The organism is Acidaminococcus sp., assembly GCA_022482815.1.
In the GTDB taxonomy this organism is placed as follows: Bacteria; Bacillota; Negativicutes; order Acidaminococcales; family Acidaminococcaceae; genus Acidaminococcus.
On the sequence record JAKVOM010000001.1, the window covers coordinates 2,141,458 to 2,163,979 of the forward strand.

General features: G+C 49.3%; 21 protein-coding genes and 1 tRNA gene. All 22 read right to left on the reverse strand.

Features of this window, described 5'->3' with window-relative positions; translation table 11 throughout:
* Positions 1 to 17 precede the first annotated feature (17 nt).
* Complete coding sequence (locus LKE33_09255) at positions 18 to 761, reverse strand: WecB/TagA/CpsF family glycosyltransferase (protein MCH3951102.1); 744 nt, start codon at positions 759 to 761, stop codon at positions 18 to 20.
* Between the two features lie 25 nt (positions 762 to 786).
* A complete protein-coding gene (locus tag LKE33_09260) occupies positions 787 to 2,397 on the reverse strand; it encodes a peptide chain release factor 3 (protein MCH3951103.1) in 1,611 nt (536 codons plus the stop codon).
* Between the two features lie 119 nt (positions 2,398 to 2,516).
* Positions 2,517 to 2,593: transfer RNA gene (locus LKE33_09265), tRNA-Pro, on the reverse strand.
* A gap of 337 nt (positions 2,594 to 2,930) precedes the next feature.
* Positions 2,931 to 3,836: a homoserine kinase gene (gene thrB / locus LKE33_09270; protein ID MCH3951104.1), complete on the reverse strand. Its 906-nt coding sequence runs from the start codon at positions 3,834 to 3,836 to the stop codon at positions 2,931 to 2,933.
* Positions 3,837 to 3,856: 20 nt separating this feature from the next.
* The gene (locus tag LKE33_09275) at positions 3,857 to 5,158 is read right to left on the reverse strand and encodes a homoserine dehydrogenase (protein ID MCH3951105.1); all 1,302 of its coding nucleotides are present in this window, start codon (positions 5,156 to 5,158) and stop codon (positions 3,857 to 3,859) included.
* A 179-nt stretch (positions 5,159 to 5,337) separates the two neighbouring features.
* On the reverse strand, positions 5,338 to 5,790 hold the full coding sequence (locus LKE33_09280; protein MCH3951106.1) for an ACT domain-containing protein: 453 nt from the start codon (positions 5,788 to 5,790) through the stop codon (positions 5,338 to 5,340).
* Between the two features lie 73 nt (positions 5,791 to 5,863).
* A complete protein-coding gene (locus LKE33_09285; protein MCH3951107.1) occupies positions 5,864 to 6,856 on the reverse strand; it encodes an NAD(P)-dependent glycerol-3-phosphate dehydrogenase in 993 nt (330 codons plus the stop codon).
* A gap of 11 nt (positions 6,857 to 6,867) precedes the next feature.
* The gene (plsY, locus tag LKE33_09290) at positions 6,868 to 7,482 is read right to left on the reverse strand and encodes a glycerol-3-phosphate 1-O-acyltransferase PlsY (GenBank protein ID MCH3951108.1); all 615 of its coding nucleotides are present in this window, start codon (positions 7,480 to 7,482) and stop codon (positions 6,868 to 6,870) included.
* Positions 7,483 to 7,518: 36 nt separating this feature from the next.
* Positions 7,519 to 8,850: a ribosome biogenesis GTPase Der gene (gene der / locus LKE33_09295; protein ID MCH3951109.1), complete on the reverse strand. Its 1,332-nt coding sequence runs from the start codon at positions 8,848 to 8,850 to the stop codon at positions 7,519 to 7,521.
* A 39-nt stretch (positions 8,851 to 8,889) separates the two neighbouring features.
* On the reverse strand, positions 8,890 to 9,927 hold the full coding sequence (fni, locus tag LKE33_09300; GenBank protein MCH3951110.1) for a type 2 isopentenyl-diphosphate Delta-isomerase: 1,038 nt from the start codon (positions 9,925 to 9,927) through the stop codon (positions 8,890 to 8,892).
* 18 nt (positions 9,928 to 9,945) lie between these two features.
* Positions 9,946 to 11,988: a bifunctional 4-hydroxy-3-methylbut-2-enyl diphosphate reductase/30S ribosomal protein S1 gene (locus LKE33_09305; protein MCH3951111.1), complete on the reverse strand. Its 2,043-nt coding sequence runs from the start codon at positions 11,986 to 11,988 to the stop codon at positions 9,946 to 9,948.
* Complete coding sequence (locus LKE33_09310) at positions 11,988 to 12,584, reverse strand: 1-acyl-sn-glycerol-3-phosphate acyltransferase (protein ID MCH3951112.1); 597 nt, start codon at positions 12,582 to 12,584, stop codon at positions 11,988 to 11,990. Before LKE33_09310 ends, LKE33_09305 begins: the two co-directional genes overlap by 1 nt.
* Positions 12,566 to 13,249, reverse strand: a complete 684-nt coding sequence (gene cmk / locus LKE33_09315) for a (d)CMP kinase (GenBank protein MCH3951113.1) — start codon at positions 13,247 to 13,249, stop codon at positions 12,566 to 12,568. The genes LKE33_09310 and cmk overlap by 19 nt, the downstream gene beginning before the upstream one ends.
* Complete coding sequence (locus LKE33_09320; protein MCH3951114.1) at positions 13,250 to 14,509, reverse strand: NAD(P)/FAD-dependent oxidoreductase; 1,260 nt, start codon at positions 14,507 to 14,509, stop codon at positions 13,250 to 13,252.
* Positions 14,502 to 15,239: an rRNA pseudouridine synthase gene (locus tag LKE33_09325; GenBank protein MCH3951115.1), complete on the reverse strand. Its 738-nt coding sequence runs from the start codon at positions 15,237 to 15,239 to the stop codon at positions 14,502 to 14,504. Before LKE33_09325 ends, LKE33_09320 begins: the two co-directional genes overlap by 8 nt.
* A gap of 1 nt (position 15,240) precedes the next feature.
* Positions 15,241 to 15,837 carry an SMC-Scp complex subunit ScpB gene (gene scpB, locus LKE33_09330; protein MCH3951116.1) on the reverse strand — a complete coding sequence of 199 codons (597 nt, stop codon included), beginning with the start codon at positions 15,835 to 15,837 and terminating at the stop codon, positions 15,241 to 15,243.
* A gap of 2 nt (positions 15,838 to 15,839) precedes the next feature.
* Complete coding sequence (locus LKE33_09335; GenBank protein MCH3951117.1) at positions 15,840 to 16,544, reverse strand: segregation/condensation protein A; 705 nt, start codon at positions 16,542 to 16,544, stop codon at positions 15,840 to 15,842.
* A 31-nt stretch (positions 16,545 to 16,575) separates the two neighbouring features.
* Positions 16,576 to 17,214 carry a site-2 protease family protein gene (locus LKE33_09340; protein MCH3951118.1) on the reverse strand — a complete coding sequence of 213 codons (639 nt, stop codon included), beginning with the start codon at positions 17,212 to 17,214 and terminating at the stop codon, positions 16,576 to 16,578.
* 110 nt (positions 17,215 to 17,324) lie between these two features.
* Entirely contained in the window at positions 17,325 to 18,101 is a 777-nt protein-coding gene (codY, locus tag LKE33_09345) for a GTP-sensing pleiotropic transcriptional regulator CodY (protein ID MCH3951119.1), read from the reverse strand.
* 14 nt (positions 18,102 to 18,115) lie between these two features.
* The gene (gene xerC, locus LKE33_09350; protein ID MCH3951120.1) at positions 18,116 to 19,033 is read right to left on the reverse strand and encodes a tyrosine recombinase XerC; all 918 of its coding nucleotides are present in this window, start codon (positions 19,031 to 19,033) and stop codon (positions 18,116 to 18,118) included.
* A gap of 63 nt (positions 19,034 to 19,096) precedes the next feature.
* The gene (trmFO, locus tag LKE33_09355; protein MCH3951121.1) at positions 19,097 to 20,413 is read right to left on the reverse strand and encodes a methylenetetrahydrofolate--tRNA-(uracil(54)-C(5))-methyltransferase (FADH(2)-oxidizing) TrmFO; all 1,317 of its coding nucleotides are present in this window, start codon (positions 20,411 to 20,413) and stop codon (positions 19,097 to 19,099) included.
* Positions 20,413 to 22,521, reverse strand: coding sequence for a type I DNA topoisomerase (gene topA / locus LKE33_09360; protein MCH3951122.1), 2,109 nt, complete (start codon positions 22,519 to 22,521; stop codon positions 20,413 to 20,415). Before topA ends, trmFO begins: the two co-directional genes overlap by 1 nt.
* Between the last annotated feature and the right edge of the window lies 1 nt (position 22,522).

Genomic DNA, 22,522 nt, shown 5'->3' on the forward strand with positions numbered 1-22,522 from the left:
AAAGAACCAAGCTTTGTCTATTTATGGGCAGCGTTCTTTGCATTTAATACCTTCAGAACAAATTTGGGCAGAGCCATCATCCTTCCCAGCCGGCTGGGCTGCTTATAAAGACGGAACAGCCATTCAAGAGAAGCCTTCTGCATCCACTGGGGAGCGCGTTCCATCTTCCCGGCGAGCACGTCAAAGCTGCCGCCGAGGCCGATACGCAGAGACGGCGTCAGTGCCGGTCCGTACTGCTTCAGCCAGTATTCCTGTTTCGGGGCTCCCAGTGCCGTAAACAGGATATCAGCGCCGGTTGCATTGATAGCATCTACAATGGCGGGTGATTCTTCTTCCTTGAAATAACCGTTGCGCATGCCGACAATCTGGACGCCGGGTGCAATTTCCAGGGCCTTTTGGGCGGCGGCTTCCGCAATGCCCGGTGCAGCGCCAAAGAAGTAAATCTTCTGGCCATGCTGCGCCGCGTATTTCAGGATTTCCAAAAAGAGATCATATCCCGCAACGCGTTCGGGCACTTTATAACCGAGTTTACGGCCGGCCCAGACGGTACCCGCACCATCCGGAAGGACCAGGTCTGAATTCCTTAAAAGCTCCAGGTAAGAAGGATCTTCCTGGCACATCATGATGATTTCGGCGTTGGCCGTAATGACGTGAGTAGGAATATGGTGATTGACACGATCCATCAGCCAGTCAACCGCCTCTTGCATGGAAAAAGGCGTAACCGGTACCCCTAAGATATCTATCGTCGTTTTTTCCTTCAAGACTATCCCCTCCCCTTCTGTTTCATTAAATTGCTTTGGCTTCGGACGGAACTTCCGTGAAGTTGATGCCCGGGTTCCGTTCCAGGATCCAGTTCAGGTTCCATTCGTTGGAAACAAGAATAACAGGGCGTTCCTTCTTATCAAACACGAGCATGCCATTATCCAGCCCTTTGATATTTAAAATATCTTCCGCTTTGTCAGCATAGACCCAGCGGGCTACTGTGTACGGGAGCTGATCCATAATGAGCTGTGCGTTGTATTCATTCTTCAGGCGGTACTCCAGCACTTCCAGCTGCAGCACACCAACGACGCCGACAATGAAGCTTTCCATACCGACATTGCGCTGATGGAAGACCTGGATGGCACCTTCCTGGGCGAGCTGTACAATCCCCTTTTCAAACTGCTTTCGTTTCAGGGAATCTTTCGGCTGCACCTTAGCGAAGATTTCCGGCGGGAAAATCGGGAAGTCTTCAAACTGAATCTTATTTTTTGCCGTGCAGAGGGTGTCACCGATGGTAAAGATGCCGGGATCAAAAATACCGATGATATCCCCCGGATAAGCCTCTTCCACGGCTGTCCTCTCCTGCGCCATGAACTGCTGCGGCTGGGCCAGCTTGACCATATTGCCGCCCTGGACGTGATAGACGCTCATGCCTTTTTCAAATTTGCCGGAGCAGATTCTCATGAAGGAAATGCGGTCTCTGTGCGCCGGGTTCATGTTTGCCTGAATCTTGAAGATAAAAGCACTGAAATCTTCATCATCGGGATGGACCAAGCCGCCGTCCTTGAGTTTTCTGGGCTGCGGTGCAGGAGAAAGTTCAAGAAATTTTTCCAGGAACGGACGTACGCCAAAGTTCGTCATGGCGGAGCCAAAGAACATTGGCGTCAATTCACCTGCATCGACACGGGCAAGGTCAAATTCATCTCCCGCAAGGTCGAGAAGTTCAATATCATCAAGCAGATTCTTGTAGTTTTCTTCTCCGATGGCTTCCTTGATGGCAGGATCATTTAAATCGCCTGTCGTTGATTTAAGAATTTTGGAGCCATGACTATTGTCGTTATCAAAAAGCTCGACCTGTTTTTTCAGGCGGTCGTACACACCGATATAATGACCATCTGTTCCGATTGGCCAGTTGATAGGATAAGCGTTGATATGCAGGACCTTTTCGATTTCATCCATCAGATCCATAGGAGCCCGGCCGTAGCGATCCAATTTGTTGACGAACGTAAAAATCGGCAGCTTTCTCCGGTGGCAGACCCAGAACAACTTCTTGGTCTGCGGTTCCACGCCCTTTGCTGCATCAATCAGCATGACAGCGCTGTCAGCGGCAATCAGCGTACGGTACGTATCTTCACTGAAGTCCTGGTGGCCCGGCGTGTCCAGAATATTGACGCGGTACCCGTTGTAGTCGAATTGCAGCACACTGGAGGTGACAGAAATACCTCTCTGCTTTTCGATTTCCATCCAGTCGGATACGGCATGACGATTTGCTTTTCTGGATTTTACGGAACCAGCCAGATGAATTGCGCCTCCATAGAGAAGCAGCTTTTCAGTCAAAGTAGTTTTACCAGCATCAGGGTGAGAAATAATTGCAAAAGTCCGGCGTTTTGCAATCTTATCTTGTAATTCGGACATCGGTGTGGAGCCTCCTGTTAACATGCATGCAAATTAGTCAAATACAGCTCTATTATACCAGTAGTTATGGCATAAAAAAACGCCACAAAGCTTAAACTTTGTGGCGCTTGTTCTCTAAATGGTCGGAGCGGCGAGATTCGAACTCACGACCTCTTCCACCCCAAGGAAGCGCGCTACCAAACTGCGCTACGCCCCGAACACGTCTTCTAGTATACAACAGCGGCATAAAGAAGTCAAGTAAAATTTAGGTGTATCCGGGGCACTGAACGGCAATCAATCCTTACGTGCGCTGCCTTAACTATTCGATTTTTAAAGGTACCTTTGAATGCTTTCCCTCAATCAGCCGTCCGCAGCCCGCCTGTGGAGGAAAAATGACCAAGGCATTTTTCTACGAACTTATAATAATAAAACCTGAAATTCAGATTAGCTGCTAAATTTCAGGTTTTTATTATTTTATTTGAATCAAAAGCTTTGCCAAATTGCTGCAGACGAGGCCAAAAGCCAAAGGAGCTTTTTTATTTTTTCAAAGCCCCTTAAAGAACCTTAGCCCCTTCTCTATCGATGTCCAGATAGTGAACGTGTGCTTCGATACTGCGCTTTTCGAAAGGAGCCAGTAAAGCTTTCCCAATTTTATCACGGTCGGCTTCCATGGGTGCATACGCAAGGAGCGTGGAACCGGATCCGGAAATGATTGCCTGATAGGCTCCGGCTTTTACGGCTCCCGTCAATGCTTCCTTACAGCCCGGAATAAGCGGCATCCGGTACGGCGTGTGGAGCTTATCAAGCAGTGCTTCCTGCAGGCATTCATAATGCCCCGTAAGCAGAGCAGCAACGAGAAGAGCCGCACGGGAAGAAGAAAAGACGGCATCCTTATGAGCAATCGTATGAGGAATCGCAGCCCGTGCCTTCGCCGTCGAAACACGCACTTCCGGAACAAGGGCGATGAGCTGCAGCGGCTTTGCCACGTCGACTTTCAGACTGTGCACTTTGCCGTCGGCAAGAATACTGACAGTGAGTCCGCCCAGAATGGCAGGTGCTACATTATCCGGGTGCCCTTCAATTTCCGTAGCACGCGTAACGAGTTCCTGCGGGGAAAGAGGCGAGCCGGCCATCTGGTTAGCCGCAGCAAGACCTGCTACGACGGCGGTAGAACTGCTGCCCAGCCCTCTGGATACGGGTACTTCAATATGGCTGAAAATGCGCAGCCCCGTTTCCGGCATATGGAGCTCTTCCCACAGGCGGTAGAATGACTGTGCAGCCAGATTCCGGCGCCCTTTTGGCAGGGTATCGGCTCCCCTGCCCTCTCCGCTTGTTTCTACCCCTTCCGGAATACGTTCAAACGTAAAAGTGTTGTAGAGTGTGCAGGCAAGGCCCAGACAATCAAAACCGGGACCGCAGTTAGCGGAAGTAGCCGGTACTCGAATCGTTACTTTCTGCATTTAAATCAATGTCTCCTTTGTCAGTCCGTAAGAGTAGAATCTTCTACGCGGATAATATTACTGATGCGGCTTACGCAAGATTCCTTGTCGAGTTCATCTGCAGCCAGTTTCATATCATATTCGGATACACTTCTTGTGATAACAACGATTTCTGCCATCGTCCCGATAGAACGTTTCTGCACAACCGTTTTCAAGCTTACGCCGTGATTGCCGAAAGCTCCAGCGATTTTGGCAAGTACACCGGGAACATCTTCAGCGAGAAGACGCACATAGTAAGGAGAAGTAACTTCTTTTTCATCCGCCAGATGTGCTACTTCATAGCAGGTGCAGCCAACACGGCCGGTGCAGCCCTGACGGATGTTTCTCGAAATCTCAATGATATCACCGCAGGCAGCACTTGCTGTCGGGAAACGGCCGGCACCGCGGCCGAAGAACATAGCCTCACCAATGGGCTTCCCTTCAATGTAGACAGCGTTAAACACGTCGTTGATCGAAGCCAGCGGGTGATCTTTAGGCAGCATTGTCGGATGGACGCCGACGCTGATTTTCTTATCGCTGTACTGCTTGGCAATGCCCAGCAGCTTGAGCACATAGCCCAGTTCCTCCGCGTATTCAATATCACGCAGAGAAATTTTTTCGATTCCTTCGATGGAAACATCTTTCAGCCCGATTCGGGAGTTGAAAGCGATGGAAGAAAGAATGGCAATCTTACGGGCGGCGTCAAAACCACCGATATCTGCAGTAGGATCGGATTCTGCGTAGCCCTTCTCCTGGGCTTCTTTCAGCACTTCGGCAAAATCCATATGTTCGGCCGACATTTTCGTCAGCATATAGTTTGTGGTGCCGTTGACAATACCCATGATCAGGGAAATCCGGTTACTTGCAAGGGATTCCTTGAGCGGACGAATAATCGGAATACCGCCGGCTACCGCGGCTTCAAACAGGAAATCGACATGTTTATCAGCAGCCAGTTCAAAAAGCTCTTTTCCATGTTCCGCTACCACATCCTTATTGGCGGTAACCACGTTTTTGCCGGCTTTAAGAGCTGCTTCCATGTACTCGAGAGCCGGGTGCTCGCGTCCCATGAGTTCTACGACAATGTCAATATCAGGGTCATTGATGATAGCATCAATGTTATCCACTGTCGAAAGTGAAGGATCAAGAGCGCTTACTTTTTCCGGATGACGAGCCAGAACGTTTTTGATGCGGATAGGGCAGCCCACACGTTCCGTGATGATATCTTGATTCTCTTTCAGGACCAGGATGACACCACCGCCTACAGTACCGCAGCCTAACAAGCCAATGTTAATTTGATTTTTCACAGGACCACACCTCTCCTTATCTTGTAATAAAAATAAAACAGTTCACCTTTATACAGCAGCATTGCTCACTAAGCTCACTTCATCATTGTTATGATGTTGCGAATATTTCTGGGATACAGGAGTATAATGGCAGCCATATAAAGATGAACTGTTATATAAATGAATTTGAAAAGATGAAATTAATCAACCTGGCCAAGTACGTCCAGACGCTTTACACCTTCGATCAGACGAACTTTGTCAAGCAGGGCTTCCATATCAATGGTCAAAAACTTTGTTTCGACAGAAATGGTTGTGTTCGCGACGCCCTGAAGAGGCACTCCCTGGTTGATTGTAATAACACTGCCGCCATCGGCAGCAATCGTGTTCAGTACGCTGGAAAGAACACCGGGTTTATGCTCCAGCAGCAAAGAGATGGTAATGACCTTCTCACGGCTGGCATCATAAAACGGAAAGACATAGTCCTTATACTTATAATAAGCACTTCTGCTCAATCCGACTTTTGCCACAGCTTCATTCACAGTTTTTAACTTACCGCGTTTGAGAATTTCCTTCACCATAATCGTCTTTTTGATTGCTTCCGGAAGGATCTCTTCTCTGACTAAATAAAATTCTGATTTTTTCTCATTTGCCATGTAGCATCTATCCTCTTTCAACGAATATTTATCCTCTCTGAGAGGACATTATAACATACTTACCGTTATAAATCTACTCTTTCTTTCCTTTTCTATTCATAGAGTCGTGAATTGCCTCACGAATACTCTTTCCTTCGTACAACACCTGCCATAGTTGGTAAAGGAGCGGCATTTCAACATGATATTTTTTGGATAATTCCATAACTACCTTGGAAGCATCGATGCCTTCGATAACCATCTTTGTCCCACTGAGCACTTCTTCCAGCTTTTTACCAGAGGCAAGAGCCACGCCGGCAGAATGATTCCGACTCAGGGGACTGCTGCAGGTGGCAATCAGGTCGCCGACACCGGCCAGACCAAAGAAAGTTTCCCGCTGCGCTCCCATAGCAACACCTAATCGGGTAATTTCCGCAAGGCCGCGCGTAATGAGTCCGGCCTGACAATTCTCCCCCATTCCAATGCCTGCCATCATTCCGCTCATGAGCGCATAGCAGTTCTTGACGGATCCGCCAAGCTGTACACCGATAAGGTCGGAAGAAGTATAGGGCCGGAAATAGGAATTAATCAAGGCATCCTGCAAAGTTACGGCAGCGGAAGCGTCCTTGCAGGCAATGACCGTAGCTGCCGGCTGTCTGTCAGCAATTTCCCGTGCCAGATTCGGACCGCTGAGAGCTGCGATTGCCTTCGCTTTGGGAAATACACTGCTTAAGACATCCGTCATGAGCCTGTGGCTTTTCATATCAAAGCCCTTGGTACAGCTCAAAATGATCTTATCCCGGGCATCCGTATACGCACTGAGCGCTTCTGCCACATTTTTCATTCCTTTGGAAGGCACAACAAAAACGAGCACTGAGGCTCGTTTCGCTGCCAGTTCCAAATCACTTGTGACTGTTACGGAAGGAGGTAATATCATATCCGGAAGATAATCCGCATTACGCCGGGATTTCTGGATTTCCGCTGCTTTCTCAGGATTTCTTGCCCACAGCACAACGGTATGACCGTTATCGGCAAGAGTACGGGACAGTACGGTCCCCCAACTGCCGGCACCAATTACTGAAATCTCCATATGATGCTCCTTTATTTTTTCTTTTTGAAACTTAAATGCCCTTCCTTAATTTTACTTTCGGTTCCGTTTTTGAGTCGGACCATATTATCATAGTGACGAATAATAACGATAGCCGCCATTATCGCCGTAAAGCCAACCAGCCAGCTGTCATAATCGCGGTACCATGCTGCAATCGGCGCAAGGAACGCTGCAATTACGGAGCTTAGGGAGACATAACGGGTCACAAAGACCGTTGCCATCCAGACTGTCAGGCAAAAAATCGAAACATCCGGCATGAAGTAAAGCAGCACACCCAAACCGGTGGCTACACCCCTGCCGCCTTTAAAATGCAGGAAAAGGGAATAACTGTGACCAAGAATAGCGGCTGCAGCACAGAAAAGCTGAACCCGTACATCCTGGGAAACAAAGTGATCCGTGAGATACAGGGCAATCATTCCTTTGCCAATATCCCCCAGAAGGACAAAAGACGCCATCCGGGCACCGACGGTGCGGAAAACATTCGTCGTCCCGATATTATGGCTGCCGTAATCCCGGATATCAATTCCGCATACGGCCTTTACAAAGACGAGGCCGCAAGGAATTGAGCCGAGTACGTAACCGATCAGGATTGCGAGTACTATGTCCATCTTTGCTCAGCCTCCTTTGTATGACTCATCAAGAAGTTATGCTTCATCCTCATTCTTGCCGCGCACAATCAGATTGATAGGCGTGCCCTGGAAACCAAAGGCATCACGCAGCTTATTTTCCAGATAACGCTGATAAGAGAAATGCATGATTTCAGGTTCATTGCAGAAAATCACGAATGTCGGCGGTTTCACCTTCACCTGGGTCGCATACAGGATTTTCAGGTGCTTGCCCTTTTCCATAGGAGGCTGGTTCATCGCCACGGCATCCGTAATCACTTGATTCAATACGGACGTGGAAATTCTCATGGCATTGGACTCTGCCGCGTCCTTTATAAGTTCGGGCAGGCGGGAAATACGCTGCTGTGTCAATGCGGAAACGAAGACGACATTGGCATAAGGCATGAAAATCAGTTCCCTATGGATCATCTCCGTAAATTTCACGGTAGAGTTATTATCTTTATCGTAAAGATCCCACTTATTGACGACAATGACAATACCCTTGCCTGCTTCATGTGCATAACCGGCAATTTTTTTATCCTGTTCGGTAATGCCTTCCACGGCATTCAGAACCATCAGGACTACGTCAGAGCGATCGACAGCACGCAGCGTACGGATAATGCTGTACTTTTCAATCGGTTCATCAATCTTGCCCTTGCGGCGCATACCGGCCGTATCTATAAACAGGTAAGTCTGCCCGTCTTTGACAACGGGTACGTCAATAGCATCACGGGTCGTACCTGCCACATCGCTGACGATGGAACGGGCCTGACCGCAGATGTCATTGAAGATGGAAGATTTCCCTACATTCGGGCGCCCGATAATGGCGACCTTGATTACATCATCATCGTCGTCGTCATCATCGTCGTCTTCTTTCGGGAAGTTATCAACGATTGCGTCGAGGAGGTCACCAAGATTCAGACGGTTGGCTGCAGAAATCATAAAGGGTTCCCCGATGCCCAGGTTATAGAATTCATACGCCTGTAATTCCTGGGTCTGGGTATCAGCCTTGTTGACGGCAAGTACCACGGGTTTACGGGAACGGCGCAGTAAATTGGCCACTTCCTGGTCTTCGGTGGTGACTCCCGTGCGGGCATCGCAGACAAAAAGAATGACATCGGCTTCTTCTATAGCAATCTTTGCCTGTTCCCGGATGGAAACGGCAATAGAGTCAGTATTTTGGATTTCAATTCCGCCGGTATCGACCATCGTAAACTTGCGGTCGAGCCATTCGGCATCCGCATAGAGACGGTCACGCGTTACGCCCGGAGTATCTTCTACGATAGAAATCCGGCTGTCGGCAAATATATTAAATAGTGTAGACTTGCCGACGTTAGGTCTGCCGACAATTGCAACTATGGGTTTGCTCATTTAAAATTCCTCTTTCAGTGCCTGTGCTGCACTTTTACTTCATAAATTTTCCAGGGAGCGAATCGCATCCGCCGTATCACCCGTGAAATAATAACGGACTTTACGGAGTTCGGAAGCATTCCGGCATCCCAGAAGTACATAAAAATCCTTGATAGCTTCTAAATCACGCAGGATCATGTCAGCCGCAGCTTCGACGCCCTGCTGTAAAACCATACGGAGTACATTCCCTGCCATGGCTGCTGCATTGGCTCCCAGGACCTGAGATTTTACGACATCAAGTCCCGACCGGATACCACCGGAAGCGATGACACCGCCCTGCCATCCTGTCTGGGAAACTACTTCCCTCAGGGAAAGCACAGTGGGAATTCCCCATGTATTCAGTTCTGCATTACCATCCTGGTAACGACAATGTTCGATTGCAGGAAAATTGGTTCCCCCTGCCCCACCTACGTCGAGAAGGGAAACACCGCAGTCCAGCAGCTGCTTTGCTTGTTCTTTTGCCATTCCGCAGCCTGTTTCCTTGACGATGACAGGTATTCCGGCATGGCGGCATATTGCTTCAATATGCCGGAGGCAGGAAGTAAAATCCCGGTCTCCCTCTTCCATAGCAAGTTCCTGCGCGGCATTCAAATGAATCTGCAGCGCACAGGCCCCTATCATCTCAACAGCCCGCTTCGCGTCTTCCACAGACGCAAAAGCACTCAGGTTCGCAAAAACCATACCATTGGGATTGACTTTACGGACAACGGTAAAAGTATCCGCATTCTTCCCCTCACGCACGGAACCATACTGGGAGCCGACAGCCATCGCGCTATGCGTGACAGCTGCCGTTTCTGCCAGCTTTTGATTGATTTCCTTGACGCTCGAGGCCCCTCCCGTAATGGCATTGATGATAATCGGGTGCTGCAGTACCCCGATTCCCGGGAGTGTGACGGACACATCAACCTGGCTGCGATCAATGCCCGGAAGACAGTTATGCATCAAATGAACATCAGAAAAGCCGGAAGCGCAAGGTCCATCGTCAATGTGCATAGCGTACTTGATGTGGTCTAACTTACGGCTTTCCCGTCTTTTCATGGTGTTACTCCTCTGCGTTTATTTTGTTTCGACTTCAGCCAGCTTGTCACCGATACCCTGGGACAGCGTGCCTTTCTTGCCAAGATATTGTTTCATTTCAGCCTTTTCAGCATCTTCCTTAGCCTTGGTGATGCTGAGGGCAATCTTCTTGTTTTCGGTATCGATACGCAGTACCTTAACCTTGACTTCCTGACCAGCTTCCAGAACATCTTCCGGCTTTTCAATGCGCTGCGGAGCAATTTCGGAGATATGGATCATACCTTCGTTCTTGTCGTTCAGTTTTACAATAGCGCCGAACGGAAGGAAGCGAACAACTGTACCGGTTACGATATCGCCCACATGCAGGGTCTTAGCAGCAGTCTGCCAAGGATCTTCCTGCAGTTGTTTGATGGAGAGGCTGATACGGCCCTTTTCCTGATCCAGGCCTTTGATATATACCTTAACGGTATCGCCAACCTTATAGAGGTCAGCCGGCTTTACGCTGCGGTCCCAGGAGATTTCGGAGATGTGAACCAGACCTTGTACGTAAGGTGCGATTTCTACAAACATACCGAAGTCTACAATGCTTCTGATCGTGCCGTCGACAACGTCGCCTTCATGGAAGGTTTCAAAAGCCTTGGCCAGAGCTTCCTTGCGGGCTTCTTCACGACGAGCTCTTTCTTCTCTGTAAGCCTGGTTCTTGGCAGCTCTTTCTTCTCTCAGAACGTTTCTGCGGGAGAAGACCAGACGCTTCTTTTCAGGGTTGATTTCAAGCAGGGAAACCTGCAGTTCCTTGCCTTCATATTCCTTGACATCATCCACGTGTCTCAGATCCAGATGAGAAGCAGGGATGAAACCGGTTACATCGTTATAGGAAACAGTCAGGCCGCCCTTAACAGCGCGCAGGCCCTTGACCGTAACGACTTTCTTTTCGTCTTCGAATTCTTTCGGCAGTTCCTGCCAAACTTTGTCAGCTTCCGCTCTGGTCTTGGACAGTACAACAAGACCATCCTGGTTTTCGCTGGCGATGACCTTTAAGGTAACTTTATCATCTTTCTGTACTGTGGGAGCGACGGTATCCTTGGTACCACCCTGAACCCATTGGTCAAAAGCCACAGATCCTTCGCTCTGATAACCGAAGTCTACAACAACTTCGTCATTGGTTACGTCGACGACTGTGCCTTCCACAATCATACCAATGTGCAATTTCATGCTTTCATGTTCATTCAACAAGCTTTCCATCGTTTCCATAGCAACAATAGCCTCCTCAATAATTTCCTGCGGTGTCGATGCACCAGCAGTGATGCCAATTTTTGTAGCTCCGGCAAGCATTGACGCGGTAATCTCACTGGCATCCTGTAAAAGATAAGAACGGGAATTGACAGTACTTGCAATGTCCCATAAGTGACGGGTATTCGCGCTGTTCTTTCCACCGAAAACGAAGAACGCGTCTGTCCGTCCGGCCAGCTGCCGGGCAGCCGCCTGTCTCTCAGCAGTAGCCGTACAAATGGTCCTGCTCACTTTGTAATCGCCGGGACGTCTTTCCTGAGACATCCGAAGCAGAAGGTTAAACTTCTCTGCCTCAAAAGTCGTCTGGCTGACTACCCCATACTTATCTCTTTCAGGAAGAGATTCCAGGTCATCTTCGTTTTCAATGACCACAGAGTCCTTACCTGCCCAAGCCTTGATACTTTGCACCTCAGGATGACGCTTTTCCCCAACAATAATCACAAAACGGCCCTCTTGAGCCAGTTCCGCAGCCGTTTTCTGTGCTTTCCGCACGTGTGGGCATGTGGCGTCAATGACATTCAATCCACGGCGTTTGGCCTCTTCGTATACTTCCGGCCCGACACCATGGGAACGAAAAATTACCGTATCACCGGATGAGAATTCATCCAGCGTTGTCTTACATTGTACACCTTGTTGTTTTAATGAATTTACAACACGGGGATTATGAACTAATTCACCCAGAGTGGCAATACTAGTATTATATCCTTTTGCTTGCAAATGTGCAATGTCCACTGCCCTTTTTACACCATAACAAAATCCGCAGGGATCTGCCACATAAATCTTCATTTTCATCACGCATCCTTATGCGCTTCGATTAAAAGGCCGATTTCCCGCATCAGCTCTTCTGAAAGCGCCTCAGTTTCTTTTTTATTGCCCGATTCATCGTGTACGGAAATCGGTTTGCCGAAAATTACTTTGATGTGCGGCCAGAAAGATTTACGGGCTTTTAAATTGCTGCCCATGATGGCCGTCGGCACGACAAGTGCTTTTCCTTTGATGGCAATGGCCATGGCGCCGGGTTCGGCCTTGTCAAGCTTTCCCGTCGTGACGCGGTGTCCTTCCGGGAAAATGCCGAGCACCTGTTTATTCTTCAGAATCGTCAGCGCCTTGCGGATGGCCTGTGTATCTGCCTTGCCGCGATGCACTGGAAAGGCATACAGGGAAGCATAGACCTTTCCCATGAAGGAATCAAACAGTTCGGATTTGGCCATGAAATGAATCGTGCGGGTTGCCGCGGTCCCGACCATAGGGGGATCGAGATTGCTCACATGGTTGCAGGCAATGACAACAGGTCCTTCCTTAGGAATATTTTCTTTGCCGTACACGTCCAAACGAAAGAGAATCCGGAAAAGTACGGAAAAAACTACTTTTACAAATTGGTACCACATACGCCGTTCCTTTCTGCCAAAGCCACAATTTTGGCGGTTACTTCATCAATGGAAAGCGTGGTCGAATCGACCAAAACAGCGTCGTCCGCCTTGCGCAGCGGCGCAATTTCGCGTGTTTCGTCAAGATGATCGCGCTCGGCAATACGCTTTTTGAGATCTTCCAGATCGACATCTTCGCCTTTCTCTTTCAGTTCAAGATAACGGCGGTGAGCTCGTTCTTCTACGGAAGCGGTCAGAAAAACTTTTAATTCCGCATGCGGGAAGACAACCGTCCCGATATCGCGCCCGTCCATGACGACGCCGCCCATGGAGCCGATTTTGCGCTGCAGGGCTACCATGGCTTTGCGGACCCCGCCGACAGCGGAGACTTTTGAAACATTGCGGGATACTTCCAGGGTGCGGATAGCTTCCGTGACCTCTTTCCCATTCACATATACGCGGTTGACCCCATCCTTATAGGCAAAGGAAAGATCCATGGTTTCTGCTTCCCGCGTTACCACATCTTCTGAAAACGGTGCGCCGCTTTGCAGGAAGCACAGTGTGACTGCCCGATACATAGCGCCCGTATCGATATAGGCATAACCCAGCTTGGCAGCAACCTTTTTGGCAATTGTACTTTTCCCCGCACCGGCAGGGCCGTCAATCGCGATAATGATTTGTTTCAATTATAATTCCTCTTTTCTGAAAGCGGCTGCATTTTTTCCAGACACAAAACCGGATGAGAAAGCAGCCTGTAAATTATATCCTCCCGTAAACCCATCCACATCCATTACTTCACCGGCAAAGAACAAATTCGGTACGAGTTTGGATGCAAATGTCGACGGGGAAATTTCTTTAAGGTTGACTCCTCCTGCAGTTACAATGGCTTCCGCGAGAGGACGCGTTCCCGTAAGAGGCAGGGTGAATTTTTTGAGGGTTGCGGCAAGACGCAGCCGTTCCTTTTTGGTCAGCTGATTAACCGGCTGGTCCGGCTTCAGACAAGCCGCGTCGATGATCACCGGTATCAGCGACTGAGGCAGCAGATCATGCATCCCTGCCTTGAGCTGTTTCCGGCTGTATTTCTGAAAATCACGCTGCAGCCGGACATCGAGCTGTTCCGGAGTCAGCGCCGGCTTAAGGTCAATGGCAAGATCCAGCAGGCCGTCAGGATGCTTCTTCCAGTAGAGCGCCGCTGTACGGCTCAGTTTCAGGATCACCGGACCCGAAACGCCGAAATGGGTAAAAAGCATCTCACCGAACTCCTCGGCCAGTACCTTGTCACCGGCAAGGAGGGAAACAGATACATTGCGCAGGGAAAGACCCTGCAGAACCTTCGGATCATCCATCTCACATTCGAGCGGTGCCAGCGCCGGTGAAGGCGTCACAATCGTATGCCCTACGGATTTGGCAAGCGTATATCCATCGCCGGTAGAACCGGTACGCGGATATGAAGCACCGCCGGTCGTGATGATGAAGGCATCTCCGGGATAGCGGTTTCCTTCCGTATCGACGACGGCCGTAATGAGTCCGTCTTTGGTATCAAAATGAGAAGCGCGGCAGTTCGTCAAGAGCCGTCCGTGGGCCTCTGTTAAAATCTTTTCGAGCGTCTTTACAACGTCTGGTGCTTTATCGCTGACGGGGAAAACTCTTCCGCCCCGTTCCACTTTTGTGGGAAGACCATTGTCTTCGAGGAGGCGAATGATATCCTGATTGGAGAACTGGGAAAAAGCGCCATAAAGAAATTTACCATTGCCCGGAATATGGGCAATCATTTCATCCATGGAGCAGCTGTTTGTAATATTGCAGCGCCCCTTGCCGGTAATCATGAGCTTCCGTCCCGGCTGGTTCATCCGTTCCAGGACAGTGACCTCCGCACCCATTCGAGCCGCCGTAATCGCCGCCAAAAAACCTGCGGCGCCGCAGCCGATGACAACAACTTTACTCATGATGCTTCACCAGTTTCCATAACCCATCGACTTCTTCCTGCGTCAGATCCCTAAACTCTCCGCGCTTCATGCCTCTAAGCGTCAGCATGCCTACCTGTACGCGTTTTAAATGACGCACAGGATAGCCGATGAACTCACACATGCGGCGCACCTGGCGGTTTCTTCCTTCATGTATCGTTACATGAAACGTTGTCAGATCTTTAGCTTCGTCGTAATGTTTGATTTCCACAATGGCAGGAGCCGTAAGCCCGTCTTCCAGGGGAATGCCGAGCCGCAGGAGGTCGAGCTTTTCTTCCGGTACTTTGCCCTTGACGATGACTTCATACGTCTTATTGACGTGATAGCTCGGATGCGTCATCCGCTGCGCAAGGGCACCATCGTTGGTCATGAGGAGAAGGCCCTCCGTCATAAAGTCGAGCCGTCCCACCGGATACACGCGTTCCTTTAAGGCAGCGGTCAGATCCGCTACCGTTTTTCTGCCGCGCGGATCTTTCATGGTCGTGACCACGCCGACAGGTTTATACAGCAATATATATCTTTTGTGAGAATGATGCAGGCCCTTGCCGTCAATTGTGATGACAGCATCGGGTCCTACCTTGGTTCCCAGCTCCGTTACAATCTTTCCGTTGACTTTGACGCGTCCGGCCAGAATAATTTTTTCGCACTCCCGCCGGGACGCTACCCCGTTGGCTGCCATGACTTTCTGCAGCCGTTCCATTTTTTCTTCCATATCAATCCCCATTAGTCTGTGCAGTTTCCGGCTGTTCGGCTTCCTTATCTGATGCTTTATCTTCTGTTTCCGCCGGTTCCGGCCGATCCAGAAGTTCTTCAGGAAGTTCCGGGAGGTCATTCAAACTTTCAAGACCGAAGGTAACAAGAAATTTTTCAGTGGTACCGTAAAGAACAGGTCTCCCGATTACTTCCTTGCGTCCCACTTCCAGAATCAGTTCCAGGTCTGTCAAAGTATTTACGACTCCGTCCACCTTGACGCCGCGGATAGCTTCGATTTCACTTTTAGTCACCGGCTGTTTATAGGCCACAATGGCCAGGGTTTCCATCGCGGCATTGGAAAGTTTGATTTCCTGTTTTTCGTGGAGTTCACGGATGACAGGCACAGCTTCCTGGCGGGTGACAAGCTGCCAGCCGCCTGCTACCTGGCGCAGCATCAGCCCTGAATCAGGTGTATTGTATTTTTCGGAGAGTTCCTGCAGGAGCTGCTCCGTATCCGGTAAGGACAGATGCAGGATGGACGCCATTTTTTCGAGCGTCAGAGGATCTCCTGAAGCAAATAACAAGGCTTCAAGCTGACCCACTTTGCTTAATTCCATCGTTACATTTCCTCCCGTCTTAGAATATAAATCGGTGCAAACGCACTTTGCTGCTCAATGTTGATTTTACGCAGCCGCAAGAGTTCGAGTACGGCCAGAAAAGAAGCAATCGTTTCACTGCGGTTTTTGCCCGAATGGACGATGTCATTAAAAGGCAGCTTCTTTGTCCCGCTGTTTAAGCTCGTAAGGATTTCTTCCATCTTATCCTGCACATGAAATTCCTGCCGCACGATGACGGCAGGTCTTTCTTCCGGTGTCGGAATCAGATTGGCCAGCGGACGCAAGAGGTCCGCCAGGGCATATTGTTTGATCCTGCGGACAGGACCAATTGTAGTCATCGGTTTGCGCGCTGCATGCAGGGAAGCCTGGGACAGACATTCCCGGAGCAGACCGGCCCGCTTCTTGAACTGCCGGTACACGACCAGCATTTCCACAAGCATCTGGCGGGGATCCCCTTCTTCATCGTCGTCATCCTCGTCTTTGGGCAGGAGCATCCTTGACTTAATCTGGAGCAGCATGGCTGCCATCAGAAGAAATTCACTGGCTCCGTCCAGGTCATATTCCTGCATGGAATTGAGATACGCGATATATTGTTCCGTAATGGACTCAATGGGAATATCGTAGATGTCTACTTTATCCTTTTCAATTAAATGTATCAGAAGATCAAGCGGGCCCTCAAATTCCGGCAGCTTTAATGTATATGGCATTCCATTCAATCCGTTCCTTTATTCCCCATCCTCAGAGAATGAGGTCGATAATTGCATAACAAAGTTCTACATACAGCGAAGCTAAAGGCTGCAAAATCATTCCAATTATACCTGTAAAGCACAGGACAATCAAGATAAGTGTGGAATAGCGGCCGATAAAAGATTCATAAGCATAGGCCTTCTCATAAGGAAGAAAGCGGCGAAGGACATTGTAGCCATCGAGCGGCGGAATCGGAATCAGGTTAAAAAAGGCAAACCATACATTGTAGAGAGCCAGCCAGCGCAGAAATGTGGCTACGCCGATAAAACTTCTGATACCAACCCGGGGAGCTACAAATTTGGCCAGGAGAGAAGCAATCAAAAAGGACAGGAAACATAAGAGCAGATTGGCAGCAGGTCCTGCCAGGGCCACTTTCATGAAATCTTCCCTGGGATGCTTATAGTAGCGCGGATCGACTTCAACCGGTTTGGCCCAGCCGAAACCGACGAGCACCAGCATAATCGTCCCGAAAATATCCAGGTGCGCCAGTGGGTTCATCGTCAGCCGCCCCTGTGCTTCCGGTGTCGGGTCGCCGAGGGAAGCAGACATGGCACCGTGAGCATATTCATGTACCGTGAGCGCCATAAGCAGCGCCGGTACACGATAAATAAGCGTACTTAAAACTAGCATGATCATTCCTTTCTAAGAATCGTAAAGAGGTTCCTGGAAGAACTCTTTACTTTTCTACAAAAAAAGAGTCAAAATGCACAGGCAGATTGACTCTTTTCAGGATTCCTGTTTTATTTCTTGTGGTCTTTCAAACCATCACGCAGGTACTCGTTAAGGATCCGGACATAAGTACCTTTCATACCGAGGGACTCGGTTTCGAGAACACCGGCACTTTCAAACTTTCTCAGGGCGTTAACGATAACGCTGCGGGTAATACCGGCCTGGTCGGCAATCTTACTGGCAACGAGCAGTCCTTCATCGCCCGGCAGAGCCTTCAGAATTTCGGAAATCGCTTCCAGTTCGCTGTAGGACAGGTTGGAGAATGCAATCTGAACCATAGCCTTCTTGCGGGAAGCTTCTTCGATATTCATAGCCTTGTCATGCAGGAGCTGCATGCCAATGACCGTCGCAGCATACTCGGAAAGGAGCAGGTCGGAATCAACAAATTCCTTCTTGAATTTTCCGAGAATCAAGGTACCGAGACGGATACCGTTCCCGAAAATAGGAACTACCGTCGTGAATTTATTTTCAAAATAGCACTTCGTATTATCGGCAAAAGCGCACATCCCCTTGACCAGACGATAGTTGGAAGAGGTCTCACGGATACCTTCCAGCCATTTTACGTAATGATCAGGGAACTTACCTACATCGAGGACTTTCTTAATCATCAATTCGCATTCAAAGCCGTCCAGGATGGAATAGCCGAGTACGTCGCCGGTGTTCGAAACGATGTAGATGTTTGACTTGATGACATCCTTCAGCACGTCAGCTATTTTTCTGTAGCTGATAGCCTCAGTGTTCTGCAACAGCTTGTTGATTGCTCTCGTTTTTTCCAGTAATGCTAACATAATCTTTCCTCCTATCATGCTCTTGGATGATGCTTCCTATACACAGCAGCGATTCGATCCGCAGTTACATGTGTGTAAATCTGCGTTGTAGACAAACTTGCGTGACCTAATAATTCCTGCACGGACCGAAGATCCGCGCCATGGTCCAATAGATGGGTGGCAAATGTATGCCGGATTGTATGGGGACTGATGTGTTTGGAAATCGACGTCTGTTCCACATACTTATCAAGTATTCGCCGCACACTGCGTGCCGTGAGCGGTGTTCCCCGACTGTTCACAAATACAAAGGAATGAGGCGACGCGTGATAATGCTCCATAAGGACATTTCGCGTATTTTCGAGATAATTCCTCATCGCTTTGACACAGGGCCTTCCCAGCGGAACAATTCGTTCCTTGTGCCCCTTGCCCATCAGCAGGACGTAGCGATTGGACAGATCCATTCGGTCCAGCGTCAGACCCACCAGTTCGGAAACACGGCATCCTGTCGAATAAAGCATCTCAAGGATGGCCCGGTCCCTTCTTCCCAGTTCCGTAGATAAGTCGGGCGCTTCAAGCAGCTGATCGATTTCAAATTCTTCTAAAAATACCGGAAGTCTTTTATCGAGCTTCGGCGTTCGGACTTTTGTGAAAGGATTCATCTTCACAGTTCCTTCCCTCAGTAAATACCGATAGAAGGATCGCAAGGAAGAAATTCTGCGGGAAATCGTCCGTCGTGACAAATTCTCGCGGTGGAGCTCAGCCAGGTAAGAACGGATATCCAGTACGGTCACGTCGGGCCATACCACATCCCCTTTCCGCTTTTGCAAGAATTCGGCAAAGACCTCAATATCTCCCTCATAATTCAGAAGCGTATAAGGGGAATCATTCTTTTCCACCTTTAAGTACGACATGAATTGTCTGACCCAAGGATCCAAATTCTCTCTTTTTTCCATAGGCAACTCCGGATTTTACAAAATTGTATATAAATCCTGACAATTCATACTAACACATAAAAATCATTCCTGCAACAAATTTTTATAATTTTCGAGAATTTTCAAACTCTTAGCCGCTATTGCCGCATTTTTGTCTTTTTTATTACGAATTCGCGGACCATCCCAAGGAGAAATAAGGCCGAAATTAATATTCATGGGCTGGAAATGTTTCACTTCAGGGTTGCTGATGTAATGTGACAAAGCCCCGATTGCTGTTTCAGGAGGAAAAACTACCTTTTTCTTACCCGCAAGGGCACGGCTGCAGTAAATTCCGGCGGCAAGACCGGACGCTGCCGATTCCACATAGCCTTCGACCCCCGTCATCTGTCCGGCAAAATAAAAATGCTCACGGCCGCGAAGTGAATAATCATCATTTAAGAGCAACGGTGAATTCAGATAGGAGTTTTTGTGCATGACGCCGTAGCGGACAAATTCCGCATTTTCAAGTCCCGGGATCATACGAAAGACTCTCTTCTGCTCAGGCCAGCGGAGGTGTGTCTGAAATCCGACGATGTTATACAAGCTGCCGGCCCCGTTATCCTGGCGCAGCTGAACTACTGCGTAGGGATCCTCCCCTGTTCTCGGGTCGGGCAGACCAACCGGTTTCAGCGGGCCAAAGCGCATCGTATCTTCCCCGCGCTGCGCCATTTCTTCGATGGGCATGCAGCCTTCAAACACCATGCCGTGTTCAAAATCCTTCACGGGCGCTACTTCCGCATGACAAAGTTCCTTCCAGAACTTCAAATATTGTTCCTTCGTAAAGGGGCAGTTGTAATAAGCCGCTTCCCCTTTCCCATAGCGGGAGGCCTTGTAGACAATATCCAGATTGACAGAATCCAGTGTCACAATGGGTGCTGCGGCGTCGAAAAAGTGAAAATAATCTTTATTGACCGTCTTTTGAATCGCTTCGGAAAGGGCCGGAGAAGTCAGGGGACCGGTTGCCACGATGACATAATCCTCTTCCGGAAAGTCCAGGGAAGTAATTTCTTCTTCCACAACCGTTACGAGAGGATGCGACTTAATGGACTCCGTAATCGCCTGGGCAAACCCCACGCGGTCCACGGCAAGGGCTCCGCCGGCCGGAACCTGATGGGCATCGGCTTCTCTCATGATGAGGGAATTAAGGTGCCGCATTTCTTCCTTTAGCAGACCGACGGCATTTTCAATATTGTTGGCTCTCAGGGAATTGCTGCAGACAAGTTCACTATAGTATCCCGTATGATGGGCCGGGTCCGATTTGCCGGGACGCATCTCATGCAAAATGACGGGAATGTCCCGGCTGACCAGCTGCCAGACAGCCTCACTGCCGGCAAGTCCGGCACCGATTACATGCACCTGCATTATTTTTTACCTCGTTTCGTAACACGTCCCGTTTTCTTTTTGGGACGACCGTTCACGCACTCCTCATTGCTGCAGTAGTGCGTAACTTTTCCGCTGCGGTCCTTTGCTTCCAGCATAATGCTGCCGCAGACCGGGCATTTTTCATTGATCGGTTTATCCCAGGAAGTAAACCGGCATTTCGGATAATTGGAACAGCCGTAAAAGAGCCGGCCTGTTTTACTGTGACGTTCGATGAGGTCGCCCCCGCATTCCGGACATTGGACGCCAATCTTGACGTAGATGGGTTTCGTGTTCCGGCACTTCGGAAATCCCGGGCAGGCAAGGAACTTACCGTGACGGCCTTCCTTGATGACCATGAAGCGGCCGCATTTTTCGCATTTGATATCCGTGACGATTTCCTTTTTCTCGACTACGGGAATCTCTTTTTCTGCCACTTCGAGCTCTTTTTCAAAGGGCTGATAAAATTCGTTCAACACGTCTTCCTTGCTCATCTTATGCTCACTGATAGCATCCAGTTCGCTTTCCATATGGGCACTGAAAGGCACATCGATGAGACCCTTGAAATACTGGGTCAGCATTTCAATCATTGTTTTGCCAAGCTCGGTCGGTACGATTTTCTTACTTTCCTTCGTCACGTAATCGCGGGACAGAATCGTCTGGATAATCGCCGCATACGTACTCGGACGGCCGATTCCCTTATCTTCCAGCTCTTTGACAAGCGTCGCTTCTGTAAAGTAAGGAGGCGGTTCCGTAAAATGCTGAATCGCTTCATCGACACTGATAAGCTTGAGCGGCGTGCCTTTAGGCAGGTCAGGGACCTTTTTATTCTTCTCGAGATCCTTTTTGTCCATAATCTTGAGAAAACCATCAAAGGTAACAACTGAACCGGTAGCCTTAAGTTCATAATCCCCGCCCGTAATGGCGAGCGTCGTCACGGCACTGACAGAGCTGCTCATCTGGCAGGCCACGGTTCGTTTCCAAATGAGGGTGTAGAGACGCAGCTGGTCGCGGTCCAGGTAAGGAGCTACCGATTCCGGCGTTCTCAGGACGCTGGTCGGGCGGATGGCTTCGTGCGCTTCCTGGGCGTTCTTTTTGCTGCTGTAGAAATTCGGTTTTTGCGGTACATATTTCGAACCGTACTCATTCTCGATATATCCGCGGATTTCTGTTAAAGCTTCGGCCGCCAGATGAACGGAGTCCGTTCTCATATACGTAATCAGGCCGACAGGCGTCTTACGGCCCAGCGCGACACCTTCATAGAGCTGCTGTGCTACCATCATGGTTTTACGCGTCGTAAAATTCAGGTGTTTGACAGCTTCCTGCTGCAGGCTGCTCGTTGTGAATGGAGCGGCCGGACGGCGGATGCGGTCCTTGACGCTGCTGTCTTTTACTGCGTAGGAGGCAGCTTTCAGATCCGCCGTGACAGCGTCTGCTTCTTCACGGTTATGGATTTCAAGCTTTTTGCCGTTCTTTTTGATGACGTCTGCCGTAAATTTCTGCGATTTGCTGTCCTTGGCGAGCGTTACGGAAGAAGTCCAGTACTCCTCCGGTTCAAAGGCATCGATTTCCTTCTGACGGTCGCAGATGATTTTGACTGCCACGGACTGTACGCGTCCGGCAGATAAGCCCTTGCGAATCTTGCGCCACAGCAGAGGACTCAGTTTATAACCGACGATACGGTCCAGGATACGCCGCGTCTGCTGCGCATCTACCTTATCCATATCAATCGGTCCCGGATTCTTTAAAGCCTCTTTAACTGCTTTCGGAGTAATTTCATGGAAAGCAATACGGCAAGAATCTTCGGGATTTACGCCTAAAAGAAAACTTAAATGCCAGGCAATAGCCTCCCCTTCACGGTCCGGGTCCGTTGCGAGATAAATCTTATCGGCTTTCTTAGCCAGGGATTTTAACTCTTTAATCAGCTCGCCCTTGCCGCGGATATTGATATATTTAGGGGTAAAATGATTTTCAATGTCAACGCCAAACTGGCTCTTCGGCAGATCCCGGAGATGCCCCATCGACGCCTTAACGGTATAATTCTTGCCCAGGAATCTGCCAATCGTTTTTGATTTAGTCGGAGATTCGACAATTACCAAATTCTTTGTCATA

Excerpts from the sequence above, each read along its gene's own strand:
- xerC (MCH3951120.1), bottom strand. The coding sequence starts at position 19,033 with ATGGAAAAAAGAGAGAATTTGGATCCTTGGGTCAGACAATTCATGTCG.
- LKE33_09320 (MCH3951114.1), bottom strand. The coding sequence starts at position 14,509 with ATGAGTAAAGTTGTTGTCATCGGCTGCGGCGCCGCAGGTTTTTTGGCG.
- LKE33_09280 (MCH3951106.1), bottom strand. The coding sequence starts at position 5,790 with ATGGCAAATGAGAAAAAATCAGAATTTTATTTAGTCAGAGAAGAGATC.
- LKE33_09325 (MCH3951115.1), bottom strand. The coding sequence starts at position 15,239 with ATGGAAGAAAAAATGGAACGGCTGCAGAAAGTCATGGCAGCCAACGGG.
- fni (MCH3951110.1), bottom strand. The coding sequence starts at position 9,927 with ATGAAAAGACGGGAAAGCCGTAAGTTAGACCACATCAAGTACGCTATG.
- der (MCH3951109.1), bottom strand. The coding sequence starts at position 8,850 with ATGAGCAAACCCATAGTTGCAATTGTCGGCAGACCTAACGTCGGCAAG.
- LKE33_09340 (MCH3951118.1), bottom strand. The coding sequence starts at position 17,214 with ATGCTAGTTTTAAGTACGCTTATTTATCGTGTACCGGCGCTGCTTATG.
- codY (MCH3951119.1), bottom strand. The coding sequence starts at position 18,101 with ATGTTAGCATTACTGGAAAAAACGAGAGCAATCAACAAGCTGTTGCAG.
- LKE33_09305 (MCH3951111.1), bottom strand. The coding sequence starts at position 11,988 with ATGAAAATGAAGATTTATGTGGCAGATCCCTGCGGATTTTGTTATGGT.
- topA (MCH3951122.1), bottom strand. The coding sequence starts at position 22,521 with ATGACAAAGAATTTGGTAATTGTCGAATCTCCGACTAAATCAAAAACG.
- LKE33_09260 (MCH3951103.1), bottom strand. The coding sequence starts at position 2,397 with ATGTCCGAATTACAAGATAAGATTGCAAAACGCCGGACTTTTGCAATT.
- LKE33_09310 (MCH3951112.1), bottom strand. The coding sequence starts at position 12,584 with ATGTGGTACCAATTTGTAAAAGTAGTTTTTTCCGTACTTTTCCGGATT.
- thrB (MCH3951104.1), bottom strand. The coding sequence starts at position 3,836 with ATGCAGAAAGTAACGATTCGAGTACCGGCTACTTCCGCTAACTGCGGT.
- trmFO (MCH3951121.1), bottom strand. The coding sequence starts at position 20,413 with ATGCAGGTGCATGTAATCGGTGCCGGACTTGCCGGCAGTGAGGCTGTC.
- scpB (MCH3951116.1), bottom strand. The coding sequence starts at position 15,837 with ATGGAATTAAGCAAAGTGGGTCAGCTTGAAGCCTTGTTATTTGCTTCA.
- LKE33_09335 (MCH3951117.1), bottom strand. The coding sequence starts at position 16,544 with ATGCCATATACATTAAAGCTGCCGGAATTTGAGGGCCCGCTTGATCTT.
- plsY (MCH3951108.1), bottom strand. The coding sequence starts at position 7,482 with ATGGACATAGTACTCGCAATCCTGATCGGTTACGTACTCGGCTCAATT.
- LKE33_09285 (MCH3951107.1), bottom strand. The coding sequence starts at position 6,856 with ATGGAGATTTCAGTAATTGGTGCCGGCAGTTGGGGGACCGTACTGTCC.